Genomic DNA, 16031 nt, shown 5'->3' on the forward strand with positions numbered 1-16031 from the left:
GGCGGAGGGCCTCGACGTACCGCTGCGGGAACGCAACACACTGCTGCTGGCCGCCGGCTATGCCCCGCGCTATCCGTCGCGCCCCCTGGAACACGACGCGCTAACGCTGGCTCGGGCCGCCGTGCAGCGGCTGCTGGATGCGCACGATCCCTACCCCGGCATCGTTATTGATCGGTGCTGGAACATCGTCGGGACCAACGCTGCGGCGGCCGCACTGACCGCTGGCCTACCGCAGGGCTTGCTCGGGCCGCCCGCCAACGTCTACCGCCTGTCGCTGCACCCCGACGGCCTCGCCGGCCGGACCCTGAACTTCGAGGAATGGGCGGGCTATCTGCTGCATCAGCTCCGGCGCACCATCGCGCTCACCGGCGACGCGGCGTTGCAGGAACTCCACGAGGAGGTGCGCGGCTATCCCGGCGTCGCGACTGCTGCGGCGGCATGGAACGCGCCGCACGGCAATGCTTCGCTGCTGGTTCCGTTGGAACTCGAAATACCTGGCGGGCAACGGCTTTCAATGTTCACAACGCTGACGACGTTTGGCACACCCCTCGACGTCACCCTCGCTGAACTTGCCGTCGAGTTGTTCTATCCCGCCGATGCCGCGACCGCCGATCTGCTGCGCACCGCACAAATCGGGTCCGTGGCGCCAGCCGCATCGGCCAGCACAGGATCGGTGACAACTTGCGCTGGGTCGTGTTGGCCGACCCCGACGGCAACGCCTTCTGTGTCGCCGGGCGCTAGGCCTTAAACGCTTCTTCGAGCCGCCTGGCGAGCAGCTGCTCGGCCATCCGCGCGCCCTTGCGGCTGTCGGCCTGCGCCTTGCGGAACAGGTCGGCGACTTCGTTGTCGCCGTCGCGCTCGGCGTCCTGGATGTAGGTTTCCAGCCGCAGCGCGTTTTCCAGGCACTGCTCGGTGTACCAAATCAGGTTGTAGTTCTTGTCTTTGGTGCCGGTGACTTGTCCGGTCTCAGCAGTCATCGTCATCCTCCCATCGGACTCGGTCCTTATGGTCCGGCTCTTCCTTGGGTCCCGCGTCCCGCGTCGTCGCCGGACTCTTTGCGGCTACCCATCCGTCACGGATGCAAACGTCTACCGCGGCGTCAGCGCGGTGGGAATCTAGACTGACTGCGTGACGTTCGGGCTCACGCACACGGTCGATACCGTCGAGTGGGCCGCCGCCACCCCTGATCAGCCGCAACCCTTCGGTGAGCTGGGTCTCAAAGACGACGAATACCAGCGCATCCGCGACATCCTGGGGCGCCGGCCCACCGACGTCGAACTGGCCATGTACTCGGTGATGTGGAGCGAGCACTGCTCCTACAAGTCCTCCAAGGTGCACCTGCGCTACTTCGGCGAGACCACCACCGAGCAGATGCGCGGCAGCTTGCTGGCCGGCATCGGGGAGAACGCCGGTGTCGTCGACATCGGCGACGGCTGGGCCGTCACCTTCAAAGTCGAATCCCACAATCACCCCTCTTACGTCGAGCCCTACCAGGGCGCGGCCACCGGCGTGGGCGGCATCGTGCGCGACATCATGGCCATGGGGGCGCGGCCGATCGCCGTAATGGACCAGTTGCGTTTCGGCCCCACCGACGCCCCGGATACCCGCCGCGTCGTCGACGGCGTGGTCCGCGGTATCGGGGGCTACGGCAACTCCCTGGGCCTGCCAAATATCGGCGGTGAGACCGTCTTCGACGCCTGCTATGCGGGCAACCCGTTGGTCAACGCGTTGTGTGTCGGCGTGCTGCGCAAGGAGGACCTGCACCTCGCGTTCGCTTCCGGCGCCGGAAACAAGATCATCCTGTTCGGCGCTCGCACCGGGCTCGACGGTATCGGCGGGGTGTCGGTGCTGGCGTCGGACACCTTTGGCGGCGACGAGGCCGGACCGGGGCGCAAAAAGCTGCCGTCGGTTCAAGTCGGCGACCCGTTCATGGAAAAGGTGCTCATCGAATGCTGCCTGGAGCTGTACGCGGGCGGTCTGGTGATCGGTATCCAGGACCTCGGCGGGGCCGGGTTAGCTTGTGCTACTTCGGAATTGGCCTCTGCAGGCGACGGCGGCATGGCCATCGAACTGGACACCGTGCCGCTGCGCACCACGGGGATGACACCCGCCGAGGTGCTGTGCAGCGAGTCCCAGGAGCGGATGTGCGCGGTGGTGGCGCCGGACAACGTGGACGCTTTTCTGGCGGTGTGCCGCAAATGGGAGGTGCTGGCCACCGTCATCGGTGAGGTCACCGACGGCGACCGGTTGCGCATCACCTGGCACGGCGAGACGGTCGTCGACGTGCCGCCGCGCACGGTGGCCCACGAGGGACCGGTGTACCAGCGTCCGCTCGCCCGCCCGGAGTCGCAGGACCAACTCAACGCCGACCGGTCCACCCGATTGCCGCGGCCCGCCACCGGCGACGAGCTGCGAGCGACGTTGCTTGCGCTGCTTGGCAGTCCGCACCTGTGCAGCCGCAAATTCATCACCGAACAGTACGACCGTTACGTGCGCGGCAACACGGTGCTGGCCGAGCTGGCCGATGCGGGCATGCTGCGCGTCGACGAGTCCACCGGCCGCGGCATTGCGGTGGCCACCGACGCGTCCGGCCGCTACACGGTGCTCGATCCCTACGCCGGCGCGCAGCTGGCGCTGGCCGAGGCGTATCGCAATGTCGCCGTCACCGCAGCCACCCCGGTCGCGGTCACCAACTGCCTCAACTTCGGCTCACCGGAAGACCCGGCGGTGATGTGGCAATTCGCGCAGGCGGTCCGCGGCTTGGCCGATGGCTGTGCGGCCCTGGACATTCCGGTGACAGGCGGCAACGTCAGCTTCTACAACCAGACCGGATCCACTCCGATCCTGCCCACCCCGGTGGTCGGTGTGCTCGGCGTCATCGACGACGTGCACCGGCGCATCCCCACCGCGATGGGTACCGAGGCGGGGGAGACGCTGATACTGCTCGGCGACACCCGCGACGAATTCGACGGTTCGGTGTGGGCGCAGGTGACCGCCGACCACCTCGGCGGGTTGCCACCCCAAGTCGATTTAGCCCGCGAAAAGCTGCTGGCCGACGTGTTGACCGCGGCGTCCCGCGACGGGTTGGTGTCGGCGGCCCACGACCTGTCCGAGGGGGGCCTGGCCATCGCAGTGGTGGAATCGGCGCTGGCCGGCGAAACCGGTTGCCGCATCGTGCTTCCCGAGGGCACCGATCCGTTCGTGATGCTGTTCTCCGAGTCAGCCGGCCGGATGCTGGTGGCGGTGCCGCGCACGGAGGAGAGCCGGTTTCGTTCCCTGTGCGAAGTGCGCGGGCTGCCCGCCGTGCGGATCGGGGTCGTCGACCCAGCATCGGACGCGGTGGAAGTTCAGGGCTTGTTCACCGTATCCCTGGCCGAGCTGCGCGGCACCTCCGAAGCGGTGCTGCCCGCACTGTTCGGATGAGTATCCGAGCATGAGCACCCCGGTACATGACGCCACCGCCGAGCCGGTCGCCGAACCGGCTGGGGCCGACGGGCGGCACCCGCTGGTGGTGTGGGCGTGGAGCTTGGTGCGGCTGCGATTTAGTGGAGTGGTTTTCGGCGCGCTGTTTTTCTGCTTGTCGCTGACACCGTCGCTGCTGCCCAGAAACTGGCTGTTCCAAGGACTGATCGGCGGCATCAACGCCGCCTTCGGCTACGGGCTGGGTGTGCTGCTGGAAAAAGCCGCGCAGCGGTTCGTGCTGCGGACCGCCCGTTGGTGGCCGCCACCGGCGCGCGTGTTGTTCGGCCTGAAGGCAGCCGTCGTCGTGATCGCGCCGACGGCCGCGGTGCTGATGGTCATCCCGGCGGCGGCCTGGCAGCGGCAGGTCTCGGCGCTGATGGGCATCCCCGGGCCAACGACCTTGGGCTACCTGCGCACGCTGATCGTCGCGGCGGTGGTGAGCGCTCTTCTGGTAGCGACCTGCCGGGTGCTCATCGACGCTGTCAAGCTGCTGGCCCGGATGCTGATCAGGCGTTGGCATCTGCACAACGAGGTGGCGCTGTTCATCGGGACAACGATCGTTGTGGTGCTGCTAGTCACCTTGATCAACGGCGTGCTGGTGCGAGGCTTCTTCATCGGGATGAATGCCCTCTCCGAGCCGCGGAACAACGCTACCGGCGCCGACATACATCAGCCGTTATTGCCCGAAAAGTCCGGCAGCCCAGCATCATTGGCACCCTGGGACACGCTCGGGTTCCAGGGCCGCAACTTCGTCGCGACCGGCCCGCACGCCCCCGAGCTCGCCAGACTCAACGGTCGGGCCGCCAAGGAACCTATCCGGGTGTACGCCGGTTTGGAGACCGCCGACGACGACCGCGACCGGATGCAGGTGATTCTCGGCGAGCTCGAGCGCACCGGCGCGTTCAACCGAAAGCTGCTGGTTCTCATCCCGACCACGGGTACCGGTTGGATCAACCCGGTGGCGGCGCGTTCGCTGGAGATGATGTACAACGGCGACACGGCGATGGCCGGGGTGCAATATTCCTATCTGCCCAGCTGGGTTTCGTTTCTGGCTGACCGGCAGAAGTCGATGGATTCCGGCAAGACGCTGATCGATACCATTCACGACCGCTGGGAGCAATTGCCGCCGGATCATCGGCCGAAATTGGTGCTTTACGGCGAGAGCCTGGGTTCGATGGCCGGCCAGGCGGCCTTCGGGTTCTTGCCCGACATCGCCAACATGGGCTTCGACGCGGTGCTGTGGGTGGGGCCACCACACGAAAGTCCGTTGTGGCACGCGCTGATTGTGCGCCGCGATCCGGGGTCCACAGAGGTCCAGCCGCGCTACGACAACGGGCGGACCGTGCGGTTCTCTGAGGCCATCGATCCCGTCGAGATCGACCGGCTCGCGGCGCAACCGTGGGACGGTACGCGGGTGCTGTTTCTGCAGCACCCATCCGACCCGGTCGTCTGGTGGTCCCCCGATTTGCTGTTCAGCCGGCCGGATTGGCTCGTCGAACCACCGGGCCACGACCGCGCCGCGTCGATGCGCTGGTATCCCGTCGTCACCTTCTGGCAGGTCAGCGCGGACCTCACCGAAGCCGAGGCGATGCCGGGCGGGCATGGCCACAACTACTCCAACACGGTCTTGGACGGCTGGGCCGCGGTAGTGCCGCCGGACGGCTGGACGTTGGCCGACACCGAACGCATGCGTGTCGCGCTCAAGCAATCGGAAGGCGCTGACGGGTCCGAGAACTGATGCGCGACAGCACGTTTGAGAGGCTACGTGCACTTCTGCTGGCCGCCGTGCTGGTCGGGTCGAGCTTTGTCGTGCCGCGGATACCGCTGCGGTGGCGAGTGCCGGTGCAAGCCGGTGGAGCCGCAGTGCTGGTAGCGCTGACCGGTTCACGCATCGGGTTGTCTGCGCCGCGGTTGTGGGTCGGTTTGCGATGGGGCCTGGCAACCGGGGCTGCTGCGGCGACCACAGTCGCAGCGACGGCGCCGGTACCGGTGGTGCGGCTGTCGATGTCCACCCGCGAGCTGCCGCAGTCGGTGCCGGCCTGGCTGGCCTTACGGATACCCGTGGGCACGGTATGGGCCGAGGAGGCTGCGTTCCGTGCGGCACTGGCGACTGTCGCCGGCGAAGGCTTCGGCGAATCCGGGGGGCGGCTGGTGCAGGCCGTCGCGTTCGGGCTCTCCCACATCGCCGACGCCCGCGCGGCGGGCGAGCCGGTGCCGGCGACTGTCCTCGTCACCGGCGTCGCGGGCTGGCTGTTCGGCTGGCTGGCCGACCGTTCCGGCAGCCTGGCCGCGCCGATGCTGGTGCACCTGGCGATCAACGAAACCGCGGCGGCAGCCGCGCTCACCATCCAGCGGCGGTCGGGCAGCTAGGGTATGGCCGCCCGCCAGAGCGCCGATCCGGCGAAGACCTGCCGGGCCGTCTTGGCCGTCGCCGACTGGCTCCGCGACGACAGCCAGCCAGCTCCTGAACGGGCCGGCCTGGCGACCGCGGTTCGGCTGACCGCGCACACCCTGGCCGCACAAGCGCCCGGCGCCAGCGTCGAAGTCCGGATCCCGCCGTTCGTCGCGGTGCAGTGCATCGCCGGTCCACGGCATACCCGCGGCACACCGCCCAATGTCGTCGAGACCGACCCGCGAACCTGGCTGCTGCTGGCCACCGGGCTGCCGCCGGTGACGGCGGCTAAGGCCGCCGGGACGCTGCAGCTGTCGGGCGCGCGGGCCGGCGAGATCGAACGATGGCTGCCGGTGGTGAGCCTGCCGAGTTGATGGGCAGCGCAACTCGCGAGCTGGATTCTGCGACTCAGCCACCCTCCCCGTAGACTCCGTTACGTCACCAACCTTCCGGAGCCGCCAGATCGTGACCGTCCAGCAGCCCCTGCCCGTAGAGAATCCGCCCCGCGAAGAATGCGGTGTCTTCGGGGTATGGGCCCCCGGCGAGGAAGTCGCCAAACTCACCTACTACGGCCTTTATGCGCTACAACACCGCGGCCAGGAAGCCGCCGGCATTGCTGTCGCCGACGGGTCGCAGGTGCTGGTATTCAAGGATCTCGGCCTGGTCAGCCAGGTATTCGACGAACAGACACTGGCGGCCATGCCCGGCCACGTCGCCGTCGGGCACTGCCGCTACTCCACCAGTGGCCAGACCACCTGGGAGAACGCCCAGCCGGTGTTCCGGACCACCGCGGCAGGCACCGGGGTGGCGCTGGGACACAACGGCAATCTGGTGAACAGCACCGATCTGGTTGGCCGCGCCCGCAAAGCGGGGCTGATCAACCCACGGCGGCCCGGGGCGGCCACCACCGACTCCGACATCCGGGCGCGCTGCTGGCCCACGCAGCGGCCGACTCAACGCTGGAACAAGCGGCATTGGAGCTGCTGCCGACGGTGCGCGGCGCATTCTGCCTGACGTTCATGGACGAAAACACCCTGTATGCGGCCCGCGACCCGCACGGGGTGCGGCCGCTGTGCCTAGGACGCCTGGATCGCGGTTGGGTGGTGGCCTCCGAAACCGCCGCGCTGGACATCGTCGGCGCCTCGTTCGTCCGCGACATCGAACCCGGCGAACTGCTCGCGATCGACGCCGACGGGGTGCGGTCCAGCCGTTTCGCCGACCCCACGCCCAAGGGCTGTGTCTTCGAATACGTCTACCTGGCCCGGCCGGACAGCATGATCGCCGGCCGCTCGGTGCACGCCGCGCGGCTCGAGATCGGTCGCCGGCTGGCCCGCGAATGCTCGATCGACGCTGACCTGGTAATCGGGGTACCGGAATCGGGAACGCCGGCCGCGGTCGGCTACGCGCAGGAATCCGGTATCCCCTACGGGCAGGGCCTGATGAAAAACGCCTACGTGGGGCGTACCTTCATCCAGCCGTCGCAACCCCTCCGCCAGCTCGGCATCCGGCTCAAGCTCAACCCGCTCAAAGAAGTCATCCGCGGCAAGCGGCTGATCGTCGTCGACGACTCGATCGTGCGGGGCAACACCCAGCGCGCCCTGGTGCGGATGCTGCGCGAGGCAGGCGCGGCCGAAGTGCACGTGCGCATCGCATCACCGCCGGTGAAGTGGCCGTGCTTCTACGGCATCGACTTTCCCTCCCCGGCGGAGCTGATCGCCAACGCCGTTGACGACGAGGAGGAGATGCTCGAGGCGGTGCGCCACGCCATCGGCGCCGACACGCTCGGCTACATCTCGCAGCAGGGCATGATCGCGGCCACCGAACAATCCGCCTCGCGGCTCTGCACCGCCTGCTTCGACGGCAGCTACCCGATCGAGCTGTCCAGCGAATCCGCCTTGGGCAAGAACGTCATCGAGCAGATGCTTACCACCGCTGCGCGCGGGAGCGTGCCGGCCGATATTGCGGCCGACGAGGCCGTTCTTGCCGCAGAAGCGTTACGGCGCCCCTAGGCCGGCGACGATGCGGGCCGTGGAGCGGCCCGAGGAGGAGCCGGGCAATCCGACCACAGGCGGCGACGATGCGGGCCGTGGAGCGGCCCGAGGAGGAGCCGGGCAATGCGACCACAGCCGGCGACGATGCGGGCCGTGGAGCGGCCCGAGGAGGAGCCGGCCAATCCGACCACAGCTGGGCGCTGACCGGTAGCCTTTATCGGCGATGGCCGACCATAGGAAAGACACCGGAAAACATCCCCAGGGCATCACCTACGCGGCGGCCGGGGTGGACATTGAAGCCGGTGACCGCGCCGTCGAACTGTTCAAGCCGCTCGCGTCGAAGGCCACCCGCCCCGAGGTACGCAGCAAGCTCGGTGGTTTCGCCGGGTTGTTCGCCCTACGCGGCGATTACCGTGAACCGATACTGGCCGCGTCCAGCGACGGGGTGGGCACCAAGCTGGCGATCGCGCAGGCGATGGACAAGCACGACACGGTCGGGCTGGACCTGGTGGCGATGGTGGTCGACGACTTGGTGGTCTGCGGCGCCGAGCCGTTGTTCCTTCTCGACTACATCGCCTTGGGGCGCATTGTGCCGGAGCGGCTCAACGCGATCGTCGCCGGCATCGCCGACGGGTGCATTCGCGCGGGCTGCGCGCTGCTCGGCGGCGAGACCGCTGAGCACCCCGGCCTGATCGAGCCCGACCACTACGACCTCTCGGCCACCGCCGTCGGGGTCATCGAGGCCGACGATGTGTTGGGGCCCGAGCGCGTCAAACCCGGTGACGTCCTCATCGCGATGGGTTCCTCCGGGCTGCATTCCAACGGGTACTCGATGGTCCGCACCGTCCTGTTGGAGATCGACCGGATGAACTTGGAGGGCTACGTCGAGGAGTTCGGCCGCACGCTGGGCGAAGAATTGCTCGAGCCGACCCTGATCTACGCCAAAGACTGCCTGGCGCTGGCCGCCGAAACCCAGGTCCGGACGTTCTGCCACATCACCGGCGGAGGGCTGGCCGGGAACCTGGAACGGGTGATCCCGCATGGTCTGGTGGCCGAGGTTGACCGCGGCACGTGGACGCCGGCGCCGGTGTTCGCGATGGTCGCGCAGCGGGGCCGGGTCAGCCGTGCGGAGATGGAAAAGACGTTCAACATGGGCGTCGGCATGGTCGCCGTCGTCGCGCCGGAGGACACCGACCGGGCGTTGGCCATCTTGACTGCCCGGCATTTGAATTGCTGGATCTTGGGCACCGTGAACAAGGGCGGTAAGGAAGGCCCGCGCGCGAAGCTCGTCGGGCAGCACCCGAGATTCTGAGGCTCGGCTCAGCGGCTAACGGTTAGCGGCGTGACTCGTCGGCGTCGTCCCATGGGTCGTCGGAGAACCGGTCGTCGCCGTCGAGCCGGTTGGAGTCGTCTGCGCCCGAACCGGATAGCTCGCGCTGAAGCCGCTCGAAATCAGTCTGCGGGGAGCTGTATTTCAATTCTCGAGCAACCTTGGTCTGCTTTGCCTTTGCCCGGCCGCGGCCCATGGGGGGACCCCCTCGCGCAATAACGGAGCGGCCCAACAAGTAGGCGGCTCCGATCTGTCGGTGTCGTTATTGTCCTGTCGAGTAGTTTACCGTGCCCTGCGGCGGTGCGCTGGCGTGCCCTGCCTGGCCTCGTCCCGCTATCGGGTGGTGCCACGCAGCCGTTCGACGGCAACCCGCCCCGCGCCCGCCACGTCGGTAGGCGGCACAGAATCGGGGTCGATCACCGCGGCGACCTGACCGTCTGCTCCGGTGACGAGCGCGGTGTTCGCGGGCAGCCCTCTCTTGACCAGAGCCAGCGCCACCGGGCCGAGATCGACGTGGTCGACGACGGTTCCCAGCCGACCCACTGCGCGTCCGCCGGCCAGCACGGCATCGCCGGTCGACGGTCGATCTGCCGAGCCGTCGAGGTGCAACAACACCAGCATCCGGGGCGGCTTGCCGAGATTGTGTACCCGTGCAACGGTTTCCTGCCCGCGATAGCAGCCTTTGTCCAGATGCACTGCGCCCACGCCCGGTCCGCCGATCCAGCCCACTTCGTGAGGAATGGTGCGCTCGTCGGTGTCGACACCGAGCCGCGGGCGAAGTGCAGCCACTCGGTGGGCTTCATAGGTCCATACCCCAGCGGCACGCACCCCGGCCTGGGTCAGCCGCTGGACCCGGTCAGCCCAATCGCGCCGCGGCACCAGCACATCCAGCTCGATGTGGTCCCCCCGCGCACCAGCCATCCTGCGCAGGAACCCACCGCCAGGCAGCAGTACGGCTGTCATCGCGGCGGGCAGCACGTCCACGCCCAGCGCGTCGAGCACCGGCTGTTCGCTCAGCCGCGGTCCGAGCAGCGACAACACCGCGATATCGGCGGCGGCGGGCGTCACATCCGACCAAAACACCATCTTGCGCAGATAGTCGAGCAGCGGCTCACCGCGCCACGCTTCGGTGTCGAGATAGGTGAAGCCGGCCAGTTCGGTCTGGATCCAGTGGTCCTCGACCCGGCCCTGGCCGTCGAGGCTGAGGTTTTCGGTGCTGGCACCCTCAGCCAGTTCACTGACGTGTTGTGTCGAAATGTTGTGCAACCAGCTCTGCCGGTCAGCGCCGGTCAGCGTGAGCACAGCACGGTGGGAGCGGTCGATCACCACGGCGTCGGTTTGGGCCGCGCGCTGCTCACCGAGTGGGTCGCCGTAATGCCAGACGGCGCCGGCGTCGGGCCCAGTATCAGGAGCGGGAACTGCGGTCACACACCAACTCTACGGACCTGGGGGACCGCCCCGAGCCCGATGACCGTGGCTCCAGCTGACCTGGCATGGCATCAGCCTGGATTGCCCGGCTCCTCATCGCGCTGCGCGCTCTGCATCGTCGCCGGGCTAGGCTGAACGTCCATGGCTAGCCAGACGGGCGTGGTCGTCACGCTTGACGGCGAGATATTGACACCGGATACGCCGCTGATATGCGCCGACGACCTCGCCGTCGTGCGAGGCGACGGCATCTTCGAGACGTTGTTGGTACGCGACGGCCCGGCGTGCCTGGTGGAAGCGCATCTGGGCCGGCTGAGCCACTCGGCCAAGTTGATGGACTTGCCCCAACCCGACCTCCCAGTGTGGCGGAACACGATCGACATGGCGGCGCGGCGGTGGGCGGCCATCACCGCTGACGAAGGCGCGATGCGACTGGTCTACAGCCGCGGCCGCGAGAGGGGGTCGGCGCCGACGGCCTACGTCACAGTCAACCCGCTCGCCGATCGCATCGCCGCCGCACGCCGCGACGGTGTCGCCGCGGTGACGCTGCCCCGAGGACTGCCCGCCAGCGGTGCGGACGAGATGCCGTGGCTGCTCGCCGGTGCCAAGACACTGTCGTATGCGGTCAATATGGCGGCTCTGCGCCACGCCGCCCGGCTGGGCGCCGGTGACGTCATATTCGTCAGCTCCGACGGCTATGTCTTAGAGGGCCCACGTTCGACCGTGGTGATCGCCGCCGACATAGGCGGCGCCACCGGTCTTCTCACACCGCCGCCGTGGTATCCGATACTGCGCGGCACCACCCAGCAGGCGCTGTTTGAAGTGGCTCGCGCCAAAGGCTACGACTGCGACTACCGGGCCCTGCGAGTATCCGACCTCGTTGCGGCCCAAGGCGTTTGGTTGGTTTCGAGCATGACGTTGGCGGCGCGGGTGCACACGCTCGACGGCCGAGCGCTGCCGCGGGCACCGATGGCCGCGGAGTTCGCCGAACTCGTCGACGCTGCCATCGTCAGCGATCGCTGAATTGAAGTTGTCGGTCCGCCGCTCGGCGCGTACGGTCAGCCGTACACAGGAAAGGAGGTGGTCCGAGAATTGATTAGCTTATGGACATGTGAGGTGGCTGCGCGCTAAGCAGCGCTAGGCGAGGAATTACTTGCGCGCGCTAGTGAATTCCCCGCAGTCACCCGGCCCCCGAGCCCCCGGTCTGTCCAACCAGGAACTTAGGCTCGGGGGCTGCCCATGTCTGGGGCCGCACCGCAAACGATGGCACGCGGATGGGCGGGGCCGACGTGAAACAGCGCGGCCAGAATCGGTCGGTTGGCCTACCGGTGTGCGGTCGCTAGCCGGCGTACCGCGACAGGCGTGCCGACAGATGCGGCACCAGCCCGCCGTCGGCGTCCACCCGTTCTTCGACGTAGGCCAAGTCGCCACCTTCGACGATGCCGTAGAGCCGTTTGGCTCCGCCGACGAGAACGCCGGACTTGCTGCGGGCAAGCGCGTCGGTGACCAATTCCCACGATGACTGAGTGCGCGGGCGCCCGTAGAACAGCTCCACGTAGCCCGCCGAGTGCGCCAGCAGCAGTTCGATGGCCTGAGACTCGGTCGGGTCGGCGGGATCGTTGACGAAGCGCCAAAAACCCGTCTCGCGCAGTGTTAGTCCCTCGAACTCGCCCGACTCGGTCAGCCGCCAGGACCGGGCCTCCCAATTCAGATAGTCGCCGCCGTCGTGGCTGACGATGATCTGCTGGCCGAACCGGTAATCGCCGTGGGTGCCGCGGCCCTCCCCTTCACCGCGCCACACGCCGACCAGCGGCAGCAAGGCCAGCAGCGCGTCATTCAGGTTGGCGCCTTGCCGCAGGTTCGCGGTGTCGGCGGGGATAGGCAGGTCGTCGAAGACCGGGATGTTGCGGCCCGCAGTCACTTTGGCGCGTTCGGCAGCTTCGGCCAGGGCCCGCTCGCCGGAGCCGATCCGACCCGCCAGCCGGTCACGGTGTTCCGCGCGGGTTGAGCGCCGCTCCTCCGCATCGTTTCGCTCTGCATCGTCGCCGGCGCGGCTCACGAGTCGTCGCTGATGAGGCGATACAGCGTATACAGCGCGAACCATGCGATGACCACGACGGCCGCGACCAGCATGATCTCGAAGAACAGGACCACGGCCACGAGTCTAGTTCGCGCACCGTCACCCGGGTTGCCGGGCGCGGGCCGGTCTAGGCGACCTTGATGTCGACCTCGTGAATACCCGCGCCCGACGGCCGCACCACCGCGTCGCCGTTACCGGCGGGCGACAACGCGCGCACCGTCCAGGACCCCGGCGCCGCGAAGAACCGGAAGTCACCGGTGGCTGACGCGACGACTTCGGCGGTGAACTCGTCAGAGGAGTCCAACAGCCGCACGAACGCCCCGCCCACAGCCTGGCCGGAGCTGTCCACGACGCGACCGGTGATCACCGTCTCCTTCTCCAGGTCGACGCTGGCCGGCAACGTCTGTCCTTGCTTGGGTGGTGTGCACATATTCAGCTTCCCAACTCGATCGGGACTCCCACCAGGGAGCCGTATTCCGTCCAACTTCCGTCGTAGTTTTTGACGTTTTGGTGCCTGAGCAGCTCGCGCAGCACGAACCAGGTGTGCGACGAGCGCTCACCGATCCGGCAATAGGCGATCGTCTCCTTCGACCCGTCCAAGCCGGCGTCGGCGTAGATCTTGGCCAACTCATCGTCGGACTTGAAGGTGCCGTCTTCGTTGGCCGCCTTGCTCCACGGCACGTTGATGGCGCCGGGGATGTGACCCGGCCGCTGGCTCTGCTCCTGCGGCAGGTGCGCCGGTGCCAGAATCTTGCCGGAGAACTCGTCCGGGGAGCGGACATCGACAAGGTTCTTCGCGCCGATCGCCCGGATCACCTCGTCGCGGAATGCCCGGATGGAGTTATCCGGCTGCTTGGCGTTGTAGGAAGTTGTCGGGCGGCTGACGGCGTCGGTAGACAGCGGACGGCCGTCGAGCTCCCATTTCTTGCGGCCGCCGTCGAGCAACTTGACCTTGTCGTGACCGTAGAGCTTGAAATACCAGTAGGCGTAGGCGGCGAACCAGTTGTTGTTGCCGCCGTAAAGGATGACGGTGTCGTCATTGGAGATGCCGCGGTCGGACAGCAGCTTCGAGAACTGCTCGGCGTCGACGAAGTCGCGCCGGACCGGGTCTTGAAGATCGTCGCGCCAATCCAGTTTGACGGCGCCGCGGATGTGGCCGTTGTCGTAGGCGCTGGTGTCCTCGTCTACTTCGACGAAGACGACGCCAGGTGTGTCGAGATTGCTCTCGGCCCAGTCTGCCGAGACCAGGACGTCGGAGCGTGCCATGACGGGTTCCTTTCGGTTGCTCAGGTGAAAACGTCGTGGATTATGCGGACCTCGGTGTGGGTCGTAGCCGGGCGACGAGCGGGTAGAGCTGGCAGCCCAGGCAGATCCCGAACGCCGCGTTGAGGAACGAGGCCGCCAGCGCGGCCGCGGTTGCGATGATGCCCAGCACCGTCACTCCGCTGGCGAATCCGACCACCCCGACGACGGCGAATACGAAGCCCACCAGCTGCGCGAACTTCAACGGGGGCACCGGCTCCCGCTCGGTGAGAGGACCCAGCCGCGGGGCCAGCACTTTCGCGTACACCAGCCCGTAGGGATTTAGCCGGGGCCCCCGCACAGCGCCTACGGCGAAGACGACGGCCTGCACACCCAACACGGTGGCGGCCATCGGTGCGCTGTAGCCGGACAGGATCAGCGCCGTCACCAAAACAGCGGTGGTGACCCACGCAACGAACCGCGGGCCGCGGACGTCCACGCCGTCTGCCTGGGCGGTGGTGTTGGTTCTCGACACAGACCTGCTCCTGTTGACAACTGGAAGGGTGGGGGCACGCCAGAATGGCTGCTCCGAGAGCGGCGCTAAACGGCGCGCTGCTCAGCAGCTACAACAACAGCAGCAGCCCGCGATGCGGCACAGATCGACTGCGCGGCGCTTGGTGAGCATGGGCTCAAGGCGGGCGAACACGTCGGACAGCTTACCTAATGACACGATGGTCAAGCCAACAGCGGTACCAGCGCTGACCGCAGCTCGGCAACCGACGGGACGCCGGCGGCGCGGTAGCGCTGGCGCCCATCGGCGTCGAAGATCAGCGTGGTCGGCAGTGACAGCACCGAAAGCCGCCGCGCGGCTATCGGATTGGCGTCCAGGTCGACCTCTACGTGCGCCACGTCACCGAGGTCGCCGCAGACCTCGTTGACCACTTGGCGCACCCGCTCGCAGGGACCACACCAGGGGGCGCTGAAGTGCACGACGGTCGGTCCGGTGGCCGAGAGATCCAAGCCGGCACGGTGGGCGTCCCCCGCTTCGCCGGAAGCCGACTGGGTTGCGCGGACGGCTCCGGAACGCCGAATCAGAAGCCAGCCGGCGAGCCCTGCCAGCGCTAAGGCGCAGACGATCGCGACGACGGCGGCAGTCACTGCCTGGCCTCCTGTCGAGGCCATTGTGGGCGGGTAGTCACGACTGTTTAAACCCTTCGAGGGTGATCGTTACTCCCTGGGTGATGCCCTCGATGATGACGTCCGAGCCGCGCGCCCCCTGGCTGGTGGGCGCCACGCCGAACGGAAGCCTTTGATCGGGCAGCCGCTTGCTGAAGGCGCTGAGCACGGCGGCTCGCTTGTCGTCGGGAACGTTCTGGTTGGCGGTGTCGGGCCCGGTCAAAATGCGGGTGGGAGTGAACACCAGCGTGGTCTTGTCCGCGCCGGCAATCGACAGGTCCACCGAAACACTGACCCGCTTGTCGAAGTGGGCGGATTTCGGGGTGCCGGTAAACACCAGTCCTCGACTGCCAGAGATCCCCGATTCGGTGGTGCCCCCGGTGGCGTCGTTGGTCTCTTCGGGCGGCGCCTCGACCATCAGGTCGGTGATGCCCATGTATCGACCGAGATGCACCGAGTCGATGATGATGCGGCTTTCCAGCTTGCCGACCGGCAGCTTGGCGTCCGGCCTGATCAGCCATGACGAGTCGGCCAACCCGATCGAGTGCATGGTGGCCTCCAGGGTGGCCTTGCCGACCATCGCGTGGTCGACCGCGTTGGCCTTGATCTCCAGCTCGTCGTAGTGGTCGCGCATCGCTTGCGGGATGAACGGAAACCCCAGGATGGCCACGAACGGGTCCGAGCCCAGGTCAGCCGCCTCGCGCACGGCCCGAGACAGCCGGTACTCGGCGTAGATGCTGGTCCCGAAGTCCGCGGCGACGGCACCGACTATCGCGACGACGATCGCGACGGCGGCACCGACCACACCGATCAGCACCTTGCGCATCCGCACATTGTCGCCCACCCGACCGGCAGGCGGCCGCTGTACGCGGCTGGCCCTGAATCGCCCGGCTCCTCCTCATCGCGCTGCGCGCTCTGCATCGTCGCCGGGCT

Annotated in this window: 17 protein-coding genes and 2 pseudogenes (1 of these 19 only partly in view); 9 read left to right on the forward strand and 10 right to left on the reverse strand. The window is 67.6% G+C overall.

The window, feature by feature from the left end:
• A pseudogene (locus ACFE99_RS03960) lies at positions 1–619 on the forward strand (helix-turn-helix domain-containing protein) (its annotated part extends 164 nt beyond the left edge of the window); the annotation flags it as partial.
• 35 nt (positions 620–654) lie between these two features.
• The gene (locus ACFE99_RS03965; RefSeq protein WP_375482680.1) at positions 655–741 is read left to right on the forward strand and encodes a hypothetical protein; all 87 of its coding nucleotides are present in this window, start codon (positions 655–657) and stop codon (positions 739–741) included.
• Here ACFE99_RS03965 and ACFE99_RS03970 read toward each other — a convergent pair.
• A complete protein-coding gene (locus ACFE99_RS03970; protein WP_375482624.1) occupies positions 738–983 on the reverse strand; it encodes a hypothetical protein in 246 nt (81 codons plus the stop codon). The genes ACFE99_RS03965 and ACFE99_RS03970 overlap by 4 nt on opposite strands.
• 145 nt (positions 984–1128) lie before the next feature.
• Between ACFE99_RS03970 and purL the strand changes: the two genes are divergently transcribed.
• The 6 genes and pseudogenes from purL (at position 1129) to purM (ending at position 9157) form a co-directional block, all read left to right on the forward strand.
• Positions 1129–3423 (forward strand): phosphoribosylformylglycinamidine synthase subunit PurL, encoded by a 2295-nt coding sequence (purL, locus tag ACFE99_RS03975; RefSeq protein ID WP_375482626.1) that lies wholly within the window; start codon positions 1129–1131, stop codon positions 3421–3423.
• A 10-nt stretch (positions 3424–3433) separates the two neighbouring features.
• Positions 3434–5200 (forward strand): alpha/beta hydrolase, encoded by a 1767-nt coding sequence (locus tag ACFE99_RS03980; protein WP_375482628.1) that lies wholly within the window; start codon positions 3434–3436, stop codon positions 5198–5200.
• Complete coding sequence (locus tag ACFE99_RS03985) at positions 5200–5832, forward strand: CPBP family intramembrane glutamic endopeptidase (RefSeq protein WP_375482630.1); 633 nt, start codon at positions 5200–5202, stop codon at positions 5830–5832. Before ACFE99_RS03980 ends, ACFE99_RS03985 begins: the two co-directional genes overlap by 1 nt.
• A gap of 3 nt (positions 5833–5835) precedes the next feature.
• A complete protein-coding gene (locus ACFE99_RS03990) occupies positions 5836–6228 on the forward strand; it encodes a sterol carrier family protein (protein ID WP_375482632.1) in 393 nt (130 codons plus the stop codon).
• A gap of 91 nt (positions 6229–6319) precedes the next feature.
• Positions 6320–7863 (forward strand): annotated as a pseudogene (purF, locus tag ACFE99_RS03995) (amidophosphoribosyltransferase).
• 205 nt (positions 7864–8068) lie between these two features.
• Positions 8069–9157 carry a phosphoribosylformylglycinamidine cyclo-ligase gene (purM, locus tag ACFE99_RS04000; RefSeq protein WP_375482634.1) on the forward strand — a complete coding sequence of 363 codons (1089 nt, stop codon included), beginning with the start codon at positions 8069–8071 and terminating at the stop codon, positions 9155–9157.
• A 22-nt stretch (positions 9158–9179) separates the two neighbouring features.
• Here purM and ACFE99_RS04005 read toward each other — a convergent pair whose 3' ends face one another.
• The gene (locus tag ACFE99_RS04005; RefSeq protein WP_375482636.1) at positions 9180–9371 is read right to left on the reverse strand and encodes a DUF3073 domain-containing protein; all 192 of its coding nucleotides are present in this window, start codon (positions 9369–9371) and stop codon (positions 9180–9182) included.
• Between the two features lie 137 nt (positions 9372–9508).
• Positions 9509–10603, reverse strand: coding sequence for a YgfZ/GcvT domain-containing protein (locus ACFE99_RS04010; RefSeq protein WP_375482638.1), 1095 nt, complete (start codon positions 10601–10603; stop codon positions 9509–9511).
• Between the two features lie 159 nt (positions 10604–10762).
• On the opposite strand from ACFE99_RS04010, the gene ACFE99_RS04015 reads away from it, so the two are divergent.
• On the forward strand, positions 10763–11623 hold the full coding sequence (locus ACFE99_RS04015) for an aminodeoxychorismate lyase (RefSeq protein WP_375482682.1): 861 nt from the start codon (positions 10763–10765) through the stop codon (positions 11621–11623).
• A gap of 316 nt (positions 11624–11939) precedes the next feature.
• On the opposite strand, the gene ACFE99_RS04020 is transcribed toward ACFE99_RS04015, so the two are convergent.
• From ACFE99_RS04020 to lmeA, 7 genes are all read right to left on the reverse strand, one after another.
• Positions 11940–12659: an FABP family protein gene (locus ACFE99_RS04020; protein WP_375482640.1), complete on the reverse strand. Its 720-nt coding sequence runs from the start codon at positions 12657–12659 to the stop codon at positions 11940–11942.
• A 148-nt stretch (positions 12660–12807) separates the two neighbouring features.
• Entirely contained in the window at positions 12808–13110 is a 303-nt protein-coding gene (locus ACFE99_RS04025; protein ID WP_375482642.1) for a DUF1416 domain-containing protein, read from the reverse strand.
• A 2-nt stretch (positions 13111–13112) separates the two neighbouring features.
• On the reverse strand, positions 13113–13946 hold the full coding sequence (locus tag ACFE99_RS04030; RefSeq protein WP_375482644.1) for a sulfurtransferase: 834 nt from the start codon (positions 13944–13946) through the stop codon (positions 13113–13115).
• Between the two features lie 40 nt (positions 13947–13986).
• Positions 13987–14457, reverse strand: a complete 471-nt coding sequence (locus ACFE99_RS04035; RefSeq protein WP_375482646.1) for a DUF4395 domain-containing protein — start codon at positions 14455–14457, stop codon at positions 13987–13989.
• An 81-nt stretch (positions 14458–14538) separates the two neighbouring features.
• Entirely contained in the window at positions 14539–14652 is a 114-nt protein-coding gene (locus tag ACFE99_RS04040) for an Ms5788A family Cys-rich leader peptide (RefSeq protein WP_372506532.1), read from the reverse strand.
• Positions 14653–14657: 5 nt separating this feature from the next.
• The gene (locus ACFE99_RS04045) at positions 14658–15080 is read right to left on the reverse strand and encodes a thioredoxin family protein (RefSeq protein WP_375482648.1); all 423 of its coding nucleotides are present in this window, start codon (positions 15078–15080) and stop codon (positions 14658–14660) included.
• 37 nt (positions 15081–15117) lie between these two features.
• Positions 15118–15930, reverse strand: coding sequence for a mannan chain length control protein LmeA (lmeA, locus tag ACFE99_RS04050; RefSeq protein ID WP_375482685.1), 813 nt, complete (start codon positions 15928–15930; stop codon positions 15118–15120).
• Positions 15931–16031 lie beyond the last annotated feature (101 nt).

Origin of the sequence: uncultured Mycobacterium sp., from assembly GCF_964249325.1 — a bacterium.
Lineage (GTDB): Bacteria > Actinomycetota > Actinomycetes > Mycobacteriales > Mycobacteriaceae > Mycobacterium.

Bases quoted from the DNA above. Each gene is read 5' to 3' on its own strand.
- ACFE99_RS04005 (WP_375482636.1), bottom strand. From the start codon at position 9,371: ATGGGCCGCGGCCGGGCAAAGGCAAAGCAGACCAAGGTTGCTCGAGAA.
- purM (WP_375482634.1), top strand. From the start codon at position 8,069: ATGGCCGACCATAGGAAAGACACCGGAAAACATCCCCAGGGCATCACC.
- ACFE99_RS04025 (WP_375482642.1), bottom strand. From the start codon at position 13,110: ATGTGCACACCACCCAAGCAAGGACAGACGTTGCCGGCCAGCGTCGAC.
- ACFE99_RS04030 (WP_375482644.1), bottom strand. From the start codon at position 13,946: ATGGCACGCTCCGACGTCCTGGTCTCGGCAGACTGGGCCGAGAGCAAT.
- ACFE99_RS03990 (WP_375482632.1), top strand. From the start codon at position 5,836: ATGGCCGCCCGCCAGAGCGCCGATCCGGCGAAGACCTGCCGGGCCGTC.
- ACFE99_RS03970 (WP_375482624.1), bottom strand. From the start codon at position 983: ATGACGATGACTGCTGAGACCGGACAAGTCACCGGCACCAAAGACAAG.
- ACFE99_RS03985 (WP_375482630.1), top strand. From the start codon at position 5,200: ATGCGCGACAGCACGTTTGAGAGGCTACGTGCACTTCTGCTGGCCGCC.
- ACFE99_RS03980 (WP_375482628.1), top strand. From the start codon at position 3,434: ATGAGCACCCCGGTACATGACGCCACCGCCGAGCCGGTCGCCGAACCG.